The following is a 20,287-nucleotide window of genomic DNA, read 5'->3' as shown; positions in this document are numbered from 1 at the left end:
CTCACCCGGTTCGATCTCACTTCGTTCGATCTCACCACCCTCTCCCACAAGGGGAGAGGGTGCACCTCCGTTGCGGACGCGAAGTGATCTCATGATGCCTACGCCGTCCTGTACCGCCGCGCGAAAGCGACGCTGCCGAACACCGTGAAGGCCATCGTCACCGCCAGCAGCATGAAGGCGAGCGTGGCGCCCATCGGCCAGTTGTTGCCGCGCACGAACTGGTCGTACACCGCCGGTGCCATCATCTTGAATTTGGGGCCGCCGAGAAGCACCGCCGTTGCATAGGTGTTCATGCACAGCACGAACACCAGAATCGAGCCCGCGGCGACGCCGGGCGCCGACAAGGGCAGGATCACCCGCCAGAACACGCGCAGGCCCGAGGCGCCGAGATTGGCGGCGGCATCTTCGAGATCGCGCGGAATGCTCTCGATCACGGAGGCGATGGTCAGGATCATGTAGGGCAGCACCACGGCGATGATGCCGATGATCACCGCCTTCGGCGTGTACATGATCTCCAGCGGCTCCGAAATGATGCCGAGCTTGAGCAGCGTCACGTTGATCAGGCCGCCGCGCGAGAACAGCGCCATCCATCCCGCCGAGCGCACCACGTTGCCGACCAGCAGTGGAAACAGGGTCGCGATGACCGCGAGGCTCTTCCAGCGGCTCTCGATGCGGCCGAGCCAATAGGCCGCCGGAAAGGCGAGCACGAGCGTCAGCAGCGTGCAGAACAGTGCGATGCCGAGCGTCGAGACGATGATCTGCTGGTAGTAAGGGTCGGTCGCCGCCTTGATATAATTGTCGGGCGTGAAGGCCTGCACCATCAGCTGGGTCGGGCTGAACTGGTTGAGCGAGATCCGGAACATCAGGATCATCGGCCCAACCAGCAGCGCGAGCACCAGCAGGCAGGCGGGGACGACCAGCAGCGCCATGGTTTTCATTCCGACTCTGGACATTTTCTCCGCCGTCATTCCGGGGCGATGCGACAGCATCGAACCCGGAATCCCGAGATTGGCTTACGTCTTTTCCTAACAAGCTCGAGATTCCGGGTTCAAGGCCTACCGGCCTTGCCCCGGAATGACGGTGATTGGGATTAGCCCTTGAAGTCCTTGTTCCAGAAATCCATCGTCCGCTGCGAGCGGCCGGCGGCATAGGCATAGTCCGGCTTCACCAGCCGGGCACGCTCGGTCTCATTGAGGCTGACCTGCGCGGCCAGATCCTCCGGCAGCACCGCATCCGACACCGTCGGCACGTATCCCATCTTGTCGGCGAAGGCGACCTGGGCCTTCGCATCCAGCATCGCATCGAGATAGGCGAACGCGCCCGGCTTGTTCCTGGCGTTCTTCGGCACCGAGCCCTGGAACACGATCGCCGGCGCGCCCTCCTTCGGCACCACATGGGCGAGCGGAATGCCGGCCTTCTTCCACATGAAGCCGCGGGCCAGCCACATCGTGGTGAGCCACACCTCTTCCGACTTCAGCGCTGCGGCGAGCGCCTCGTTCGACGGATAGATCTTCACGTCCAGCGAGCGCCATTCCATCAGCTTCTTCTCGGCCGGGTCGAGATTGGACGGGCCGCCGCCGCCAGCCAACGCCGCGGCCAGCGTGTTGTTGGGATAGAGAATATCGGCGAGGCCGACGCGGCCGCGCCATTTCGGATCCCAGAGATCGGCGAAGGATTGTGGCGGCGTCTTCACCTGGTTGGTGTTGTACAGGATCACCTGTGCTGAATAGATGTGCGGAATGGCGATGTCGCTCTTGAGCTCCGGAAACACCTTGTCGAGCCGCGTCATCTGCTTGGGATCGATCGGATCGAAGGTGCCGGACTGCGCCACGATGTACATATCGCTGTCAGACAGCAGCGCCACATCCATGGAGCCGCGCCGGCTCTGCCGCTCGGCGAGCAGCTTGGTCTTGCGCGGATCGTTGTTGGCGATGTCCTGCACGATCTCGTAGCCCTTCGGGATCAGGATCGGCTTGTCGATGATGTCGCTGAGCAACTGCCCATAGTCGCCACCCCAGGTGCCGACCACGATCTGGCCGGTTTCCGCGCGCGCAGGGAGAGCGGAGGCCAGCGCCGCAGCGCCGGCGGTGGCAGAGAGAAAATGGCGTCGCGAAATCATGATGACCTCTCACTCATGCTGATGTTTGCGGGACAAGGCGCGGAGCCCTGCGGTCCCATTGCAATGACACGGTGTCCTCAGGCTTCAGCGCCGCCAGCGGCTCGCCGGCGCCGGGCGTCTGGCGGATCACCACCAGGGTCTCTTCGCCGACCGCGACCACGTATTCGGTCTGCGGACCCATATAGGTGACGGCCTTGAGCCGTCCCTGCACACCATCGGTGCCGCCGGTCAGCAGCGTGATCCGCTCCGGCCGCAGCGCAAAGGCGTCGGCATCCTTGCACTCATCGGCCATGCTGTCGACGGGTAACGCAAGCCCGCTGTCGGTGCGGAATTGGACTTCGCTCTCGCGGCGGCCCGAGAGGATGTTGCAGCGCCCGACGAAGTCGGCGACGAAGGCGTCCTTCGGCGTATCGTAGAGCTGCTGCGGCGTGCCGATCTGGCGCACGCGGCCGCCCTCCATGACGACCAGGCGGTCGGCCATGGTCAGCGCTTCCTCGCGGTCATGCGTGACCATCAGCGTGGTCAGACCCAGGCGCTGCTGCAGCGCGCGGATTTCGAGCCGCACCTCGCTGCGCAATTTGGCATCGAGATTGGACAAGGGCTCGTCGAGCAGGAAGATGCGCGGATTGATCACCAGCGCCCGCGCCAGTGCCACGCGCTGCTGCTGGCCGCCGGAGAGCTGGCGCGGCAAGCGGTCGGCGAGATGCGGCAGGCGGACGAGCTTGAGCGCCTCGTCAATCCTCGCCTTGCATTCCGCCGCATTCAGCCCGCGCATCTCCAGGCCAAAGCCGACATTGTCGGCCGCGGTCATGTGCGGAAACAGCGCGTAGGACTGGAACACCATGCCGGTCGCGCGCTTGTAGGCGGGCTGCCGGGTGACATCCTCGGCATCGAACAAGACGCGCCCGCTGGTCGGCGGCAGGAACCCCGCGACCATGCGCAAGGTGGTGGTCTTGCCGCAGCCGGAAGGGCCGAGCAGCGCGACGAGCTCTCCTTGCTGGATGGTGAGATCCAGCTCATCGACCGCGACGGATGTACCGAAGCGCTTACTCAGCCTTTCAAGCGACAGCCGAGACATCAAACGACCCGGGAGAGTTTGACGAAGCGGTCCGTCACCACCATCAGCAGTCCAACCAATGTGATCTGGACGGTCGCCACCGCGGCCAAGGTGGGATCGATTCGGAATTCGAGATAGTTCAGCATTGCGACAGGGAGCGTGATCCGACCGGGGCCGACCAGCAGCATCGAGAGGTCGAGATTCTCGAAGCTTTGGATGAAGGAGAACATCGCGGCCGCCACCACGCCCGGCCGCATCATCGGCAGCGTGATGCGGCGAAACACCGTGAAGGGGCTGGCGCCGAGGTTTGCAGCGGCTTCTTCCGCTCTGCGGTCGAGGCCTTGCAGGCTCGCCACGACCAGGCGCACCGTCCAGGGAATTGCGAGCAGCGTGTGCGCGGCCACCAGCCCTTCCGTGGTCGCCTTGATATCACGGTCAAAGAAATCCTCGGCCAGCACATAGAGCATATAAAGGCCGGAGCCGGCGACCACACCGGGGACGGCGAGCGGCGCGAGCAGGAACGAACTCAAAGTCTGGCGTCCCGGAAATTCACCGCGCACGATCGCGAGCGCCGCTGCCGTGCCGATCGGCACGCCAATCGCGGCGGCGAGCAAGGCGACCTGAAAGCTCGTGAGCAGGCCGCGCAGGAATTCGGGCTTGGCCCATGCGTTGGCGTACCATGCCAAGGAGAGCGCCGGCGGCGGGAAGCTGATCAGCTCCTGCGCGAAGAAGCTCGTGACCACGATCATCACGACAGGCGCGAAGATGATGAGATACGCGAGTGCAATCAGTGTCCGCATCAGGACGCGGCCAACTGACGGCTGTTCCGTTAAACGGAACATCATTATGGACACCTTACCAACGAGATAGCCCCAGATGCTCGAACGCGAGCGGCGGCATCGTAGTCGGCCGCCACGCGCGAGCCAAGCCCGCGGCGCGAACTATCGCGCTGCACATTTGCATCGCGGCACAGCGCGCGCGGCAACGATCAGTACGCGCATCGTTGCGCGGCTTCACCGCAAGCACGAACCCCCGGCTATCTCCGCTCGGTGTCGCGGATAGTTTTTGGGCATGCCCTGCTCAATTCTTGCGCCGGCACTTTGCAACATTTTGTGCGCCCGTGGACAAGTCTTCCGCGTGCGCGCACCCGTAAGCTTCCTTCGAGCCTGGGCCGCGGCGACGCACCACAGCGTCGCCGGACCACGCGACCACGACCGTTTCGAAGGAGCTGGCAAATGCAGAAATGGCTTTTCACCAAGGCGCGCCGCGCGTGGCTGGCCGCGCTCGGCGCCGTGATCGCGGCGGGACTGTTGACGCCGATCGAGGCGCAAGCCGCGACGCCTGCGGGCTGCGCGGCGCTGCAGGACAAATATCCGGACTGGAAGGGCAAGACGCTCACCAACGCGATCAACCCACATACGCCGGGCTATGAGGCGATCGATCCCAAGGACCCGAGCAAATATGTCGGCTTCGACATCGACCTCGGCGAGGCGATCGGCGACTGCCTCGGCTTCACGCTCACCTACAAGCCGGTGGTGTTCGCGGCATTGCTGACCACGCTGGCGAGCGGCCAGGCCGACATCGTGATCTCCGATATCTACGCCACCAAGGAGCGCGCCAAGGCGGCCGACTTCATCACCTATTCCAAGGTGTTCGACGGCGTGCTGGTGGCCAAGGGCAATCCGAAGGGCATCCACGGCATCGACCTCACCCTGTGCGGGGCCGCCGCGGCCGAAAACACCGGTTTCGTCGAGGTGCCGCTGGTGCAGGACATGGGGCCGAAATGCAAGGACGCCGGCAAGCCGGAGCCAACGCTGCAGCTCTATGACAACAATGCCAACTGCATCCAGGCGATTCTGGCGGGCCGTGCCGACACCTACATCAACGACGTCAACACGGTGGACCAGGCCGTGAAGGCCTATCCCGACAAGCTGGAGAAGGCGATCGCGGTGACCATCCCCTATTCGGTCGGCATCGCCGTGCCGAAGGACAAGCCGAAATTCCGTGACGCGGTGCTGGCCGCGCTGATCGAGGTGCAGAAGGCCGGCGTTCACCAGGAGCTGTTGAAGAAGTGGGAGCTCGATCCCGCCAACTTCAAGGAGCCGGACATCCTGACCGCGGATTGAGAAGATGAGGTCTTAGCCTCCCAAGCCGGCCGCATGGACGCTTCACCCTCTCCCCTTGTGGGAGAGGGTGAAGCCGAAGGCGCCGGGTGAGGGGTCTGTCTCCGCGGATGCAGACCCCTCACCCGCCTTCGATGCTTCGCATCTCAGGCACCCTCTCCCACAAGGGGAGAGGGTGCACCGTCACCGCCGCGCTCGTCGGGGCTCAATCTCTCACCGCGCGAACTGATCGATGTCCCTGTTCCTGCACTATCTCAGCCTGCCATATTTGCTGCAGGGCATCGAGCTGACCCTGCAGGTCACGGCGCTCGGGCTGATCGGCGGACTGATCCTTGGGCTCATTCTCGCGGGCATGCAGCTCAGCCGCTTCTGGCTGCTCTCGGCGCTGGCGCGCGGCTACACCGTGATCTTCCGCGGCACCCCGCTGATCCTGCAGATGGTGTTCGCCTACGACGCGCTGCCGCATATCGGCATCAAGCTGCCGGCGGTGCTTGCCGCAGGCCTCGCGCTCGCCTGCAACGAGGCGCCGTTCATCGCGGAGATGCTGCGCGCCGGCGTGTTGGGCGTCGATCGCGGGCAGCTGCTTGCAGGACAGGCGCTCGGCATGACACCGGCGGTGCTGATGCGGCGGATCATCGCGCCGCAGGCGATCCGCACCATGATCCCCGCCTTCGGCAACGAGGCGGTCAGTGCGCTGAAAAACTCTTCGCTCGCCTCGGTGATCGCGGTGCAGGAGCTGACGCTGCGCTCGACCCAGCTCGCCTCCTCCACCTTCGACTTCTTCTCGATCTTCTTTGCGTCCGGCCTGATCTATCTGGTGCTGACCGGCGCGGTCAGCGCGATCCAGCTGGCGCTGGAATGGCTGCTGGATCTCGACCGCGCCAGCCGCCAGCGCCAGCTGGCGGATTATCTGCCTTGGCGTCGCGTCGATGTCGCCACCAAGCCGAAGCTCGCCGAGCAGACCGCCGCTGACACAGCCACGCCCGAGCCGGCTGAGCTGAAGGAGACGCCGCCGCTCGCCCTGACCAGCGAGGATCGCGCCAAGCGCGCCGCCACCATTGCCCGCAACAACATCGCGGTCGAGGTGAAGGATCTGCGCAAGAGCTATCACGGTCACGCTGTCCTCGATGGCCTCGATCTCACGGTGCGCATCGGCGAGGTGGTCGCGTTGCTGGGTCCGAGCGGCTCGGGCAAGAGCACCCTGCTCCGTTGCATCAATCATCTGGAGCATTGGGAGGCCGGCGAGATCCGCGTCGGCGGTCGCCGGCTCGGCTTCGGCGACGACGGCAGGACGCTGTCGCCACGTGCCATCGCCAACGAGCGCGCCAATGTCGGCGTCGGCATGGTGTTCCAGCAGTTCAACCTGTTTGCTCATCTCACCGCGAAGGAAAACATCGCCGGTCCCCTGCGCTGGGTTCATGGCCTCGGCCGCTTCGAGGCCGAGCGCCGCGCCGGCGAATTGCTGGAACGTGTCGGGCTCAGCCATCGCGCCGATGCGCTGCCGCGCCATCTCTCCGGCGGCCAGCAGCAGCGCGTCGCGATTGCGCGCGCGCTCGCCCCCAATCCCAGCGTCCTGCTGCTGGATGAGCCGACCTCGGCGCTCGACCCCGAGCTGGTCAACGAAGTGCTGGAAGTGATCCGGCGGCTCGCGATCGATGATGGGCTCACCATGATCATCTCGACGCATCAGATCCGCTTTGCCGACGAGGTTGCCGACCGCGTCGCTTTCCTCAACGGCGGCGTGATCCTGGAGCAAGGCCCGGCGCACGAGGTGCTGTCCCATCCGCGTCATCCGCTGACCGCGCGTTTCCTGTCGGTGATGGATGCCGAGCGGCAGAAGGACGCCGTGGCATGAGCTCATCCTTCACATCAACATCAATGATCTCGCGTCCCAGCTGCAAAGAGGCCCTTGCATGAGACATCACCTGCTGCCGGTGTCACCGAAAACCGTTCACTGGGGCTATTTCAGCAAAGTGGTCGCCCCGGCGCTGACCTTGCGCTCCGGCGACCGCGCCACCATCGAGACGCTCACCCATCACGCCAATGACGACTATGAGCGGATGATCAAGGACGATCCCGGCGCCGAGAGCGTGTTCGCCTGGACCCGCGAGCACAAGGCGCTGGCGCGCCGCGGCGCGGGCCCGACCCAAGGCCCGTTCATTCGCGGCTCGGGCGAAGGTCTCGGCGTGCATCTGCTTACCGGTCCTGTCGCGATCGAAGGCGCCGAGCCCGGCGACGTGCTGGAGGTCCGCATCCTGGACATCCGGCCGCGGCCGAGCCAATGCGGCTGCCATGCCGGCAAATGCTTCGGCTCCAATGTCGCCGCCAATTGGGGCTTTCACTATCACGACCTGATCGAGGAGCCGAAGCCGCGCGAGGTCATCACCATCTTCGAGCTCGACACCTCCGGCGAACCTTATGCCAAGGCGGTCTACAATTACGTCTGGACGCCACAGACCGACCCCGACGGCATCGTGCACGCGACCATCGATTATCCGGGCGTGCGCGTCGATCATACGACCATCACCAAGCGCGAGAACATCCTGGCCGACATCAGGGTGCCGGCGCGGCTGCATTTCGGCACCATGGGGCTGGCGCCATCGGAAGCCGATTTCGTCTCCTCGATTCCGCCAGGCTATTCCGGCGGCAACATCGATGACTGGCGGATCGGCAAGGGCGCGCGGATGTATTATCCGGTCGCCGTGCCCGGCGCCTATTTCTCGGTTGGCGATCCGCATGCGGCGCAGGGCGACAGCGAGCTCGGCGGCACCGCGATCGAGACATCACTGACCGGCGACTTCGAGTTCATCCTCCACAAGAAGAACGATCTCGGCGGCACGCCGCTCGAAGGTCTCACCCATCCCCTGCTGGAAACCGCTCAAGCCTGGTCGGTGTACGGTTTTACCTATCCGAACTACCTCGCCGAGCTCGGCGCCAATGCGCAAACCGAGATCGCCAACCATTCGAGCCTCGATCGCGCCATGCGCGATGCGTTCCGCAAGCTCAGGCGCTTCCTGATGACCGTGCAGCGGCTGAGCGAGGATGAGGCGATCTCACTGATGTCGGTCGGTGCCGATTTTGGCGTCACCCAGGTGGTCGACGCCAATTGGGGCGTCCACGGCACCATCCGCAAGAGCGTGTTCCGATGTGAGTAGTGCACTGGGCTGAAAGCTCTTTTGGACCAGCGGCGGGGGATATGAGCGTCATTGTGACGCCGCCGTGGCGGCGAACAGTCGAACTCGTCTGGCACGGGGGTTGCTTCGCCTTCCGCAACCCGGGTCGTGTCATGAGTTTTCGCCCCTTCACCAGCGAATCCTATGCGCAGGACGAGCGCCCTGAAGCGTGGCGCGATGTCCTGAACGCGGCCGGGCTGCAGCCGGCAGCCAAGTCCTCCTTCTATGACGGGCATGCGACCGCCTCGCATCGCAACGCGCCGGGCGTGGCAGTATCGCGACTGGCAGCCGGCGCACAGGTCGTGGCGCCGCTGCCTCATGCCCATGAGGATCTGCCAATCGCGCTGCTGGTGACCGAGGATGGCGCCGTGCTGAAGAGCACCGAGGGCCATCGCATCGTGCCGGCCGGGCATTTGGTGCTGCTGCCCCGCGGCGGAGATTGCAGCATCGGATTCCAGCGTGACCTGCGCGCGATCGCATTGTCGGTGACATCGGATGCGCTGCATGGCCGCATGATCGGCAAACTTGAGTTCACCAGGCCTCATGTCATCCCACCGAACGGTCTCGCCGAAATCTTCTGCGGCACGCTGGCGGCCACCGCGCGATCGCTTGAAAGCTTGAGCGATGCCGAATGGAGCACGGTCGCGCAAAGCCTTGTCGACCTGTTGCTCACGCTGGCGCACCAGCAGGCGGCGTCCGTCAAGGATGCCTGCAACAGCGCGACCCAGGCCGCCACCCTGCACCGGATCTGTCAGACCATCGAACGCCGGCTCGACGACGCCGAGCTGACACCCGCGCGGATCGCGCAGGCGGAAGGCATTTCCGAGCGCTACCTGCAGAAACTGTTCGAAGGTGCCGGCGACAATTTCAGTCATTATGTGCGCGAGCGCCGGCTGCAGCGGGCGCTTGCCGATCTCTCCAACCCGACCGAAGCGCACCATTCGATCTCCGAGATCGCCTATCGCTGCGGCTTTGCCGATTCCGCGCATTTCAGCCGCAGCTTCCGCCAGCGTTTCGGCCTGTCGCCGCGCGAGTTCCGGCAGCAGCAGGCCGAGCGGACCAGCGCGGCCGCCGCACCGCGCGGCCAGCGCGGCTGGCCGCATCAGGCGCTGGCGCAATTGCGCGCGCATCAGGTCGCGCCTGCGAAAGGCCAGACCATGCTGCCAGCGCAGACCAACGATCTGGCCGCCGCGCAGCAGCGGCACCATCTCGCCGTGTCAGCCGACCGCGTGCACTGGGGCTATTTCAGCCGTTCGCTGCCTCCGCAGTGCGAGATCGCGTCCGGCGACACCATCACCATCGAAACCCTGACGCAGCACGCCTCCGACGATCCCGAGCGCATGATATCGGGCGATGCCGGCGCGGAGAGCGTGTTCGGCTGGACCAGCACCAAAAAGAACGTCGACCGGCGCGGCGCCGGCCCGATGGATGCCAGCGTGTTCGGGCGCGGCGCCGGCGAAGGTTTTGGCGTGCACATCTGCACCGGCCCGGTGGCGGTGAAGGATGCGCAGCCCGGCGACGTGCTGGAGGTGCGCATCCTCGACATCGTGCCGCGGCCGAGTCGCAGCGCCGACTATGCCGGCCGTGTGTTCGGCTCCGGCGTCGCCGCGTGGTGGGGCTATCACTACAACGAACTGCTGGCCGGCCCCAATCCGCGCGAGGCCGTAACGATCTATGAGATCTTCGCCGACGACGCCGAGCCCCATGCCCGCGCGCTCTACTCCTATCGCTGGGAGCCGCAGACCGATCCGTTCGGCGTGGTGCACGCCACCTACGACTATCCCGGCGTTCCGGTTTCGCCCGGCAGCGTCAAGCGCCGCCACGGCGTGCTCGATCACGTCCGGATTCCGCTGCGGCCGCATTTCGGGGTGATCGCGGTGGCGCCGCGCGAACTCGATTTCGTCGACTCGATCCCGCCGTCTTATTTCGGCGGCAACCTCGACAATTGGCGGCTCGGCAAGGGATCGGCAGTCTATCTGCCGGTCGCAGTGCCCGGCGCGCTGCTGTCGGTCGGCGATCCCCACGCCACCCAAGGCGACGGCGAGCTCTCCGGCACCGCGATCGAATGCTCGATGACAGGCACGTTCCAGGTGATCCTGCACAAGAAGGGGCAGCTTGCCGGCAAGCCGTTTGCCGACCTCACCTATCCGCTGATCGAGACCGCGACCGACTGGGTGCTGACCGGCTTCAGCCACCCGAACTATCTGGCCGAGTTCGGCGCACAGGGTCAGAGCGAGGTCTATGCCACGTCCTCGCTCGACCTCGCGATGAAGGATGCCTTCCGCAAGATGCGCCGGTTCCTAATGCACGTCAAAGGGCTCAGCGAGGACGAGGCGGTCGCGCTGATGTCGGCCGCGGTCGACTTTGGCGTCACCCAGGTGGTCGACGGCAATTGGGGCGTGCACGCGATCCTGAGCAAGCGGCTGTTCGAGGATGTCAGCTGATTTCAGGCTACGTCGTAGGGTGGGCAACGCGAAGCGTGCCCACCGCTGATCAGTGCCCCCTATCATGGTGGGCACGCACCGCCTGACGGCGCCGCTTTGCCCATCCTGCACATTCATTCAAACAAGAAGGATCCTCACCATGCAGTTCCACATGATCGCGGGCGCGACCAGGCCCGTTGCCCCGTTCAGCCATGCCGTTGAGACGGACGGGTTCGTCTTCGTCACCGGGCAGATGCCGGACTCACCCCAAGCTCCAGGCGTGCTGCCGGAGGGCATCATCGATCAGACGAAGGCGGTGATGCAGAACTTGAAGTACATCCTCCAAGGTCTCAACCTCGGCTTCGAACATATTGTGATGGCTAGGATTTACCTGACGCGCTTCAAGGAAGATTACGCGGCAATGAATGAAACCTACCGCTCGTTCTTCCCCGCGGACCGCTTGCCTGCCCGCACCTGCGTCGGGGTCACCGGTCTCGCTTATGACGCGCTGATCGAGATCGATCTGGTCTGCAAACGACCATAGACGCTGAAGGTAAATATATCCTCACCGGCGCAATCTCCAGACCATTCGCTGAGGTCGCAGGTGCCAGACCCTTTCGCCGATTGCCTCGCACACTCGCGCGATGTCAATTCGTTCACGACAATGATGTCGTGAGGAAGCCCCATGCCGAACCAGTTTTCCCGCCGCCAAGAGATCAGAAAGCCCGCGGTCAGCTCGAAAGGCGGCATTGTCGCTGCGCAGTCGCGACACGCGGCGGAGATCGGCGCCGATGTGCTGGCGGCCGGCGGCGACTGCGTCGATGCAGTGGTGGCGACCGGGTTTGCGCTCGGCGTGCTCGAGCCCTGGATGAGCGGCATCGGCGGTGGCGGGGCCATGGTGCTGTACCGGGCCAAAGAGAATCGCGTCGAGGTGATCGACTATGGCATGCGCGCGCCGGACAGCCTGCGCGTGGCGGACTATCCACTTCTAGGCGACGGTACGGTCGCCGCCGACATTTTCCCCTGGGCGCGCGTCAAGGACGACCGCAATCTGCACGGCCCTGGCGCGATCGCGGTGCCCGGCGTGGTCGCCGGCATGGAGGCGGCGCGTCAGCGCTACGCCAAGCTGTCATGGCAGGAGCTGGTCGCGCCGAGCGTGACGCTTGCCGGCGAGGGCCTGCTGGTCGACTGGTGGACCACGGTGATGATCTCCAGTGCCGCGGCCGATTTGCGCCGCTACCCGGCCAGCGCCGCGGCCTATTTGAACGACGCTCTGCCGCCGAACCCGCAATGGGGCGTCAAATCGGTGGTGCGGCTGCCACAGCAGCAACTGAAGGCAACGCTGGCGCATCTCGCCGCCGCCGGCGCCCGTGATTTCTACCAGGGCGACCTCGCCCGCTCGATCGCGCGCGACATCCAGGCCGCCGGCGGCGGGCTCTCGGTCGAAGATCTCGCGAGCTTCAAGGCGCATCACCGCGAGCCGCTGAAAATCCCCTATCGCGGCGGCATGGTGTTCGCGACGCCCGAACTCACCGCGGGGCCCACGCTCGCGCAGACGCTGCGGCTGTTGCAAGCGAACCTGCAGCCCTCGCGCGGCGCACCCGACCCTGCCGCTTACCTCGCTTACGTGGAGGCCTTGCAGGCCGCCTATCGGGAGCGGCTCAACGGCATGGGCGATGCCGACGGACGTCGCGCGCTCGGCGCCGAATATCTCGCGCCGGCCTGCACCACGCATTATTCGGTGGTCGATCGCGACGGCAACATGGCCGCGGTGACGCAGACCCTGCTCTCGACCTTCGGCTCGAAATTCCAGACCCCGCAGAGCGGCATCATGATGAACAATGGCATCATGTGGTTCGACCCGGCCCCGGGCACGACCAACTCGCTTGAACCCGGCAAGCGCTGCCTCACCAACTACACGCCGGTGGTGGCCGAAGCCGCCGACGGCCGTCGCCTGGCGCTCGGCGCTTCCGGCGGGCGCCGCATCCTGCCCGCGGTGACGCAGATGCTGTCCTTCGTGATGGATTTCGGCATGGATCTTAATCGTGCGATCCACCAGCCGCGCATCGATACCAGCGAGGGCGACATCGTCGGCGCGGATACGCGACTGTCAGCAGGTGCACTGTCGGCGCTGAAATCCAGGTTCGATGTCGAACAGGCGCCGGTGCAGACGCTGCCGCTCAAATTCGCCTGCCCGAGCTTGGTGCTGCGCGACGGCGACACCAACAGCGGCGCCACCGAGATCTTCCATGCCTGGAGCGATGCGGTGGCTGAGGCGTAGGGCTGGTATCGTCATTACGACGCACCCGAAGCAATCCGGCTTTGTCCGCCGAGTCACGCCATCGCCGCCCGCTGACGCCGCGCCAGCATCAACAGCGTCAGCACAATCGCCAGGTTAAGCCCGTTCCAGGCGACGCCATTGATGAAGGCGGCGGCATAGGAACCGGTCGCGTCGAAGATCACGCCCGAGATCCAGCCGCCGAACGACATGCCGACCACGGTCGCGAAGACGACGATGCCGATCCTGGTCGCGGCCTCCTGCGCCGGCATGGTCTCGCGGATGATGATCGCATAGCTCGGCACGATGCCGCCCTGGAACAGGCCGAACATCGCGGAGATCACGTAGAGCGAGCTCAAGCCGTCGAAGAACAGATAGAAGCTGAGCGCAAAGCCCTGCGCCAGCGAACCGACCAGCAAGGTGCGCAACCCGCCGATGCGATCGGCGAGGAAACCGGAGCCGATGCGGCTGACGATGCCGAACCCCATCATCAGGGACAGCATCTCGGCGCCGGCAGCGACGCCATAGCCGAGATCGCCGCAATAGGCGACAATATGGACCTGCGGCATCGCCATCGCCACGCAGCAGGCAACGCCGGCGATACAGAGCAGCACCGTCAGCGCATTGGTCGAGATGCCGAGATCGAGCCGCGGCGGCGCCGCGTGCGCATGGCTTTGCGCGGCGACGCCGTTCATCCGCGCCCGCAACACCGCCAAGAGCAGTGTCATCGATGTCGCGCAGAACAGGCCGATGGCGATGTGCGTGGTGCGCCATCCCACACTCTGGGTGCCGTAATTCACGATCGGCGGCCACACCGTGCCCGCGACATAATTGCCGGCGGCGACGATGGTGACGGCAAGCCCGCGATAGCGGTCGAACCAGTGCGAGGCTTCCGCCATCAGCGGCGCGAAGGTCGCCGACGCGCCGAGCCCAATCAGGAAATAGACCGCCTGGAACTGCCAGAGCGTCGTGGAGAGACCAACGAGCACGTAGGACATGCCGGTGCAGGCAATGCTCAGAGCCATGGCCGTCACGATGCCGAAACGATCGGTGATGCGACCGACGATCACGCCGCCGAGGCCGAAGCCGAACATGGTGAGCGTGTAGGCCAGCGACACCGCGGCACGGCTCGCGGCATATTCGGCCTGCACGGCCGGCAGCACGACCACGACCGACCACATGCCGGCGCCGCCGATCGATGCGATCAGCAGCGCGAGGCCGAGCCGGACCCATGCCTGACGCGAATCAGGGGCGAAGCTGGGCGTTTCCTGATGGTGATTCAGATGGACGTGCACGGCGGAGAACTTCGTCGTCAGCGGGTTTGCAGTCAAGCCGCAGCACCGCAAGGTGAGCATGCAGAAGCACTGCAACACGCGCTTGATCTGGGACGATGCGGGGCAAGCTCACTCTTCGAAATTCACCGCCGTGGTGTTGGCGCCACAGAGCAGCACCGCGACGCGCTCGGAACGTTCCGGGCGATAAGCGCCTGACAAGAGCGCGGCGAAGGCGGCTGCGCCGCCGGGTTCGCTGACGACCCGCAGATTCGCCCACAAGGCCCGTTGCGCGGCGCGGATATCCTCGTCACGCACCAGCACGACATCGGGGGCGACAAATTTGCGGGCGAGCGGAAATACCCACTCCCCGATCCGTCTCGGCGCCAGACTGTCGGCCGCGATGCCGCCCGCGGGCGCATCGACCGGACGGCCTGCCGCCAGCGCGTCGCGCAAGGTCGGCGCGCCGTCGGACTCGACTGCGACGATCTTGATGCGTCCCTCATACCAGGCCGCGATGCCGCCGATCAGCCCGCCGCCGCCGACCGCCACCAGCAGCGTGTCGATCTCGGGAGCGTCGCGCTCGATCTCGAGCCCGACCGAGCCCTGCCCCAGCATGGTCTCGGCTTGATCGAAGGCATGGATCGCAATCGCGCCGCTCGCCGCGACATGCCTTTCGCTCGCGGCCAGCGCATCGGCATAACGATCGCCGCCGACATGGATCTCGGCGCCATGGCGCGTGATCATCTCGATCTTCGATCGCGAGGCGATGGTCGGCACGAAGATCGCCGCCTTCTTGCCCAGGCGGTTGGCCGCAAACGCCACCGCGACACCATGATTGCCGCCGGAGGCCGCGACCACTCCGGCTGCGGGGACATCGCGCGTCAGGAGATTGGCGAAGGCGCCACGCGGCTTGAACGAGCCTGCATGCTGCATGAGTTCGAGCTTCAGCCGCAGCGACGATATCTGCAGACCGAAGTCCTCGCCGGCAACCGTGATCAGCGGGGTCTGACGGATATGCGGCCGGATCAGCTCATAAGTCGTCGCGATGCCCTGCCGATCCACCGCTTTCGCGACATCCGCCATGCCGCACCTCCTCAAATCGCCTTCAGCCTCTCTTGACATGAATTAGCCATTTGGCAAAGTCACAAAATGGCTCCTGACGTGACGTTCCGTGCGCTGGCCAATGGCAAGCGGCTGCAGATACTCGCCTGGCTGCGCGAGCCGCGGCTGCATTTTCCGCCGCAGGCCGATGGCGATCTGGTCAGGGACGGCGTGTGCGGCGTCTCGATCGCCGAGAAACTCGGCATTTCGGCCCCGACCCTGAGCGAGCATATGCGGGTGCTGACGGCAGCGGGGCTGGTCAAGACCAAGCGCGCCAAGGGCTGGACGTTCTACAAGCGCGACGAGGCCGGGCTGAAAGCGGCGAAACAGCTGATCGGTCGGCTGTAGCATCGTTCCGATGTCCCGCGAAGATTTGACGATCTCAACCGACGCGCGCTTAAGGCAACAACTGCCGCAACTGCCGCGCATGCGGCAGCCACATCGGCCTGGCGACACAGCGCGTCGGAGGCGTTCATGCTCAAGCCACATTGCTGCAACAGAAGCTCCCCATAAGTAGCGCCGCCGGGCGCAGGGCCTTGGCGGCGCCCGGCTTTGCCGCTAGATACGACTCGGCAAGGCAGGGAATTGTCTGGAAAGCGATGTCGCTCGCAATGACACGGCGGATGAGGTTTTTGGCGGGACGCCTGGTCGTCCTGGCCTATCTCTTCTGCGTGGTCAGCCCGAGCTTCGCGATGGCGCTGGGCAACGTGGAAGAGCCCTGCTTCGATGTGGTTCCGGTCGCGGTCCATCACGCGATGGCCGCACACGACGTGATGAGCCACGAGGTGATGGGCCATCTCGATGCCGACCATGCGTTCCACCATCATGACGGCATGCATGTGCACGATCGGGCCGATCAGCCCCTGCCCGCCGACCATCATGATGGCGGCAAGATGCCGGGCCCTTGCTGTGCGACGCTGTGCGTGGTCGGGATCGCCGCCGATCTGCCGGGCCTGAGCGCACCGCTGCGCCCCGCCGCGGAGCGCGTCACGCAAGGCAACCAGAGCCTGGTCGGCCGCGCGCCGCCGCTGCTCTATCGTCCGCCGATCGTCCTGGTCTGAACGAACGCCACGGCGTGCGGCCTCATGGCCGCGCCGGTTCATCGACAGATCAAAGGACCCGTCATGTTATCGCCATCGAAGGCGAAGCGCGCTGCCGCATGTCCGGCGCGTGGCCGCCTGCCACTTTCGTTCTCCGTGCTGACGCTCGTCGCTACCGCCATCGGCACCGCCGGATGCCTGCCGACTGCAATGACGCTCGGCGGCGCCGATCCGGCTGATCCCACGGCCAGGGTGGCTCCGGTGCAGTATCGCGCGATCACCGCGCCCTATAGCAGCCTACGTCCGGCAGCGCCCACGTCCTGGCGCGAGCGCAACGACGCCGTAGCGCCGCGCTCCGAATCCGATCGCTAGGAGCGCCAACGATGACCGGGATCTTCAGGCTGGCGCCAGCGACGGCGCTCGCCGCGGCGTTGGCGCTTGGCGGATGTGCCTCGTTCTCGCCGGACGGCGGCATGAGCGTGGTCGCCGACGTCACGAAACGCACGATCAATAAAGAGGCGACGGCCGTGCGCGCGGCCGAGGATGGCGATCGCGTGCGCGCCGCGAGCCGGCGCCTATTGGCGCGTCCGCTCAACGCGGACGCGGCGGTGCAGCTCGCGCTGCTCAACAACAAGGGCCTGCAGGCCGCCTATGACGAGCTGGCGCTGAGCGAAGCCGATCTGGTCCAGGACAGCCTGCCGCCGAACCCGACCTTCTCGCTCTCCCACATCTCCGGCGACGGCGCGTTCGAAGCCGAGCGCCAGGTCGCGGGCGACATCCTGGCGCTTGCGACCCTGCCCGCCCGCTCGGAGATCGCGCGCGACCGTTTCCATCAGGCGCAGCTCAAGGCGGCGCTGGCGACGTTGCGGCTCGCGACCGATGTGCGCCGCACCTATGTCCGCACGGTGGCCGCGAGCGAGCTCGTCGCTTTGCTCACCGAGGCGCAATCCGCAGCGGAGGCCACCGCGCAGCTCGCGCGCAAGCTCGGCGAGACCGGCGCGCTCAACCGGCTCGATCAGGCCCGCGAGCAGGTGTTTTACGCCGAGACCACGGCCGAGCTCGCCTCCGCCCGCCAGGCGGCTGCAAGCGCGCGCGAGCGGCTGACGCGCCTCATGGGCCTGTGGGGCGACGACCTCGCCTTCCGTCTGCCCGACCACCTGCCCGAGCTGCCGCGGCAGCCGCTGACCGAGCCGTTGGTCGAGGCCGACGCGGTGGGCCATCGCGTCGACCTGCAGATCGCGCGCATCGAGCTCGCAGCCTTGGCGAAATCGCTCAGCCTCACCGAGGCGACGCGCTTCGTGAACCTGCTCGACCTCGCCGGCATCGATCGCACCACCCGCGACCCCGATGGACGCAAGTTCAGCGAGCGCGGCGTCGACGTGCAGTTCCAGATTCCGATCTTCGACGGCGGCGAGGTCCGGGTGCGGCAGGCGGTCGAAAGCTACAATCTCGCGTTCAATCGCCTGACCGAGAAGGCCGTCAACATCCGCTCGGAGGCGCGCGACGCCTATCGCAGCTACCGCTCGACCTACGACATCGCACGCCATTACCAGCGCGAAGTGCTGCCACTACGGCAGATTATCAGCGACGAGATGCAGCTGCGCTATTCCAGCATGCAGGTTGATGTCTTCGCACTGCTGGTCGAGGCGCGTCAGCGGATCGCCTCGCGCCGTGCCGCGATCGATGCCAGCAGCAACTTCTTTCTCGCGCAAACCGAGCTCTCCGCCGCCATCAATGGCGGCAGCAGCGGCGCATCCGAGAACGCACCGCAGCTGACCGCGAGCGCACGCGATCCGAGCAGCGACTGACAAAGGGAGACATTCGAATGTTCTCACGCAGGACACTTCTGAGCACCGCCGCGCTGGTCGGCGCCGGCGCGGTCTCCGGCCGGGTACAGGCGGCCGCGATTCCCGAAGCCCCGACCATGGAGCGCGCGGCGACGCAGCCACCGCTGCATCCGACCATGGGCCCGGACTATCAGCCGGTCGTGACCCTGAACGGCTGGACGCTGCCCTGGCGCATGAACGGCGACTGGAAGGAATTCCATCTGGTTGCCGAGCCCGTCGAGCGCGAGTTCGCGCCCGGCATGATCGCGCATCTCTGGGGCTATAACGGGCAATCCCCCGGACCGACCGTCGAAGCGGTCGAGGGCGACAAGGTTCGCATCTTCGTCACCAACAAATTGCCCGAATATACCAGCGTGCACTGGCACGGCGTCATCCTGCCCTGCGGCATGGACGGCGTCGGCGGACTGACGCAGCCGCACATCAAGCCGGGCAAGACCTTCGTCTATGAGTTCGAGATGAAGAAAAGCGGGACGTTCATGTACCACCCGCATTCCGACGAGATGGTGCAGATGGCAATGGGCATGATGGGCATGATCGTCGTGCATCCGCGTGACCGTGGCTTTCGTCCCGTCGATCGCGACTTCGTCTTCGTGATGTCGACCTATCGGATCGATCCCGGCAGCTTCCTGCCGCAGGTCAACGAGATGACCGACTTCAACATGTGGACCTGGAACGCGCGCGTCTTCCCGGGCATCGATCCCATGCCGGTGCGGCTCGGCGACAAAGTGCGCGTGCGGATCGGCAATCTCACCATGACTAATCATCCGATCCATCTGCATGGCCACAGTTTCCAGGTGACCGGCACCGATGGCGGCTGGATTCCGGAAACCGCGCAGCTCCCGGAGACGACGACGGACGTGCCGGTCGGCGCCATCCGGGCGTTCGACTTCGTCGCCGACAATCCCGGCGACTGGGCGTTCCACTGCCACAAATCACATCACACCATGAACGCGATGGGCCACGAGATGCGCAACCTGATCGGCGTGTCGCGCAAGGAGCTCGCCCGCGCCGTCGGCAAGCTCGCGCCGGATGCGATGGTGATGGGCGCAACCGGCATGGCGATGGGCAACATGGAGATGCCCGCGCCCGACAACACGCTGCCGATGATGACCGGTGATGGTCAGTTCGGCGCAATCGAGATGGGCGGCATGTTCACGGTGCTGAAGGTGCGCGACGACCTCGCACGCGACGACTACCGCGATCCCGGCCCCTATCAGTTTCCGCCGGGCACGGTGGCCCATGAGGTCGAGACCCCCAGCGCAGGACCTCCGCGGCAGCAGCCGCCAGCCGCGAAGCGAACCGGGACGCAACGATGATGTCCGTCGGACCCGAGCAACACCCAACCAACAGGAGACCTAGGATGAAGATTTCGATCGCGATCGGCGCGCTGGCCGCCGCCCTGATCGCCACGGCGCCGGCGCTCGGCCATGAGCACCATGGCGCGCACGGCTATTCCGCCGGCGAGCCCGGCGATCCCAAGCAGCCGGCGCGCACCATCGAGGTGCTGTTGAGCGAGATGGAATTCACCCCGGCGCGCATCGAAGTGAAGCGCGGCGAGCAGATCCGCTTCGTGCTTCGCAACACCGGCAAGGAGGATCACGAATTCCTGCTCGCCACCACCGAGGAGAACCTGAAGCATGCGGCGGTGATGAAGAAATTTCCGAACATGGAGCACGACGAGCCGAACGGCGTGCGGCTGGCGCCGAACAAGACCGCCGAGATCGTATGGAAATTCACCAAGGCCGGAACATTCGAATATTCCTGCCTGATCCCCGACCATCGCGACTACGGCATGACCGGCCACGTCACCGTCAAGTAACGGACAAACTCAACCAAGCAAGGAGACCACGAC

Annotated in this window: 18 protein-coding genes; 12 read left to right on the top strand and 6 right to left on the bottom strand. The window is 65.5% G+C overall.

Annotation, left to right across the window (positions count from 1 at the left end):
• Positions 1 to 98 precede the first annotated feature (98 nt).
• From BRAS3843_RS03175 to BRAS3843_RS03160, 4 genes are all read right to left on the bottom strand, one after another.
• Positions 99 to 929 carry an ABC transporter permease gene (locus BRAS3843_RS03175; RefSeq protein ID WP_008967269.1) on the bottom strand — a complete coding sequence of 277 codons (831 nt, stop codon included), beginning with the start codon at positions 927 to 929 and terminating at the stop codon, positions 99 to 101.
• Between the two features lie 161 nt (positions 930 to 1,090).
• On the bottom strand, positions 1,091 to 2,119 hold the full coding sequence (locus BRAS3843_RS03170) for an extracellular solute-binding protein (protein ID WP_008967268.1): 1,029 nt from the start codon (positions 2,117 to 2,119) through the stop codon (positions 1,091 to 1,093).
• A 13-nt stretch (positions 2,120 to 2,132) separates the two neighbouring features.
• Positions 2,133 to 3,197 (bottom strand): ABC transporter ATP-binding protein, encoded by a 1,065-nt coding sequence (locus BRAS3843_RS03165; RefSeq protein ID WP_008967267.1) that lies wholly within the window; start codon positions 3,195 to 3,197, stop codon positions 2,133 to 2,135.
• A complete protein-coding gene (locus BRAS3843_RS03160; protein WP_008967266.1) occupies positions 3,197 to 4,021 on the bottom strand; it encodes an ABC transporter permease in 825 nt (274 codons plus the stop codon). The genes BRAS3843_RS03165 and BRAS3843_RS03160 overlap by 1 nt, the downstream gene beginning before the upstream one ends.
• A 390-nt stretch (positions 4,022 to 4,411) precedes the next feature.
• Between BRAS3843_RS03160 and BRAS3843_RS03155 the strand changes: the two genes are divergently transcribed.
• The 6 genes from BRAS3843_RS03155 to BRAS3843_RS03130 all read left to right on the top strand — a co-directional run bounded on the left by BRAS3843_RS03155 (position 4,412) and on the right by BRAS3843_RS03130 (position 13,176).
• Positions 4,412 to 5,302, top strand: a complete 891-nt coding sequence (locus tag BRAS3843_RS03155; RefSeq protein ID WP_008967265.1) for an ABC transporter substrate-binding protein — start codon at positions 4,412 to 4,414, stop codon at positions 5,300 to 5,302.
• 229 nt (positions 5,303 to 5,531) lie between these two features.
• Positions 5,532 to 7,154, top strand: coding sequence for an amino acid ABC transporter permease/ATP-binding protein (locus BRAS3843_RS03150; protein ID WP_008967264.1), 1,623 nt, complete (start codon positions 5,532 to 5,534; stop codon positions 7,152 to 7,154).
• A gap of 58 nt (positions 7,155 to 7,212) precedes the next feature.
• Positions 7,213 to 8,454 carry an acetamidase/formamidase family protein gene (locus tag BRAS3843_RS03145; RefSeq protein ID WP_008967263.1) on the top strand — a complete coding sequence of 414 codons (1,242 nt, stop codon included), beginning with the start codon at positions 7,213 to 7,215 and terminating at the stop codon, positions 8,452 to 8,454.
• 131 nt (positions 8,455 to 8,585) lie between these two features.
• Positions 8,586 to 10,916, top strand: a complete 2,331-nt coding sequence (locus BRAS3843_RS03140; protein WP_008967262.1) for an acetamidase/formamidase family protein — start codon at positions 8,586 to 8,588, stop codon at positions 10,914 to 10,916.
• A gap of 139 nt (positions 10,917 to 11,055) precedes the next feature.
• Positions 11,056 to 11,439 (top strand): RidA family protein, encoded by a 384-nt coding sequence (locus tag BRAS3843_RS03135; RefSeq protein WP_008967261.1) that lies wholly within the window; start codon positions 11,056 to 11,058, stop codon positions 11,437 to 11,439.
• A gap of 141 nt (positions 11,440 to 11,580) precedes the next feature.
• Positions 11,581 to 13,176: a gamma-glutamyltransferase gene (locus BRAS3843_RS03130; RefSeq protein WP_008967260.1), complete on the top strand. Its 1,596-nt coding sequence runs from the start codon at positions 11,581 to 11,583 to the stop codon at positions 13,174 to 13,176.
• Positions 13,177 to 13,229: 53 nt separating this feature from the next.
• Here the strand turns inward: BRAS3843_RS03130 and BRAS3843_RS03125 are convergent, their stop codons facing one another.
• Together BRAS3843_RS03125 and BRAS3843_RS03120 are read right to left on the bottom strand one after the other, a co-directional pair.
• The gene (locus BRAS3843_RS03125) at positions 13,230 to 14,456 is read right to left on the bottom strand and encodes an MFS transporter (protein WP_035980683.1); all 1,227 of its coding nucleotides are present in this window, start codon (positions 14,454 to 14,456) and stop codon (positions 13,230 to 13,232) included.
• 120 nt (positions 14,457 to 14,576) lie between these two features.
• A complete protein-coding gene (locus tag BRAS3843_RS03120; RefSeq protein ID WP_008967258.1) occupies positions 14,577 to 15,530 on the bottom strand; it encodes a threonine/serine dehydratase in 954 nt (317 codons plus the stop codon).
• A 66-nt stretch (positions 15,531 to 15,596) separates the two neighbouring features.
• Between BRAS3843_RS03120 and BRAS3843_RS03115 the strand changes: the two genes are divergently transcribed.
• The 6 genes from BRAS3843_RS03115 (at position 15,597) to BRAS3843_RS03090 (ending at position 20,254) form a co-directional block, all read left to right on the top strand.
• Positions 15,597 to 15,896, top strand: coding sequence for a helix-turn-helix domain-containing protein (locus tag BRAS3843_RS03115; protein WP_008967257.1), 300 nt, complete (start codon positions 15,597 to 15,599; stop codon positions 15,894 to 15,896).
• A gap of 275 nt (positions 15,897 to 16,171) precedes the next feature.
• Complete coding sequence (locus BRAS3843_RS03110; RefSeq protein ID WP_244425106.1) at positions 16,172 to 16,609, top strand: hypothetical protein; 438 nt, start codon at positions 16,172 to 16,174, stop codon at positions 16,607 to 16,609.
• A gap of 63 nt (positions 16,610 to 16,672) precedes the next feature.
• A complete protein-coding gene (locus BRAS3843_RS03105; RefSeq protein WP_035980680.1) occupies positions 16,673 to 16,960 on the top strand; it encodes a hypothetical protein in 288 nt (95 codons plus the stop codon).
• 11 nt (positions 16,961 to 16,971) lie between these two features.
• Positions 16,972 to 18,396 carry a TolC family protein gene (locus BRAS3843_RS03100; RefSeq protein WP_008967254.1) on the top strand — a complete coding sequence of 475 codons (1,425 nt, stop codon included), beginning with the start codon at positions 16,972 to 16,974 and terminating at the stop codon, positions 18,394 to 18,396.
• A 17-nt stretch (positions 18,397 to 18,413) separates the two neighbouring features.
• Positions 18,414 to 19,751: a copper oxidase gene (locus tag BRAS3843_RS03095; protein WP_008967253.1), complete on the top strand. Its 1,338-nt coding sequence runs from the start codon at positions 18,414 to 18,416 to the stop codon at positions 19,749 to 19,751.
• Positions 19,752 to 19,795: 44 nt separating this feature from the next.
• Positions 19,796 to 20,254, top strand: coding sequence for a cupredoxin family protein (locus BRAS3843_RS03090; protein WP_008967252.1), 459 nt, complete (start codon positions 19,796 to 19,798; stop codon positions 20,252 to 20,254).
• The last annotated feature ends 33 nt before the right edge of the window (positions 20,255 to 20,287 follow it).

It is taken from the genome of Bradyrhizobium sp. STM 3843, from assembly GCF_000239815.1.
Classification (GTDB): Bacteria; Pseudomonadota; Alphaproteobacteria; order Rhizobiales; family Xanthobacteraceae; genus Bradyrhizobium.
Note: the sequence above shows the minus strand (reverse complement) of the source record. Positions and strands in the feature narration are given on the sequence as shown.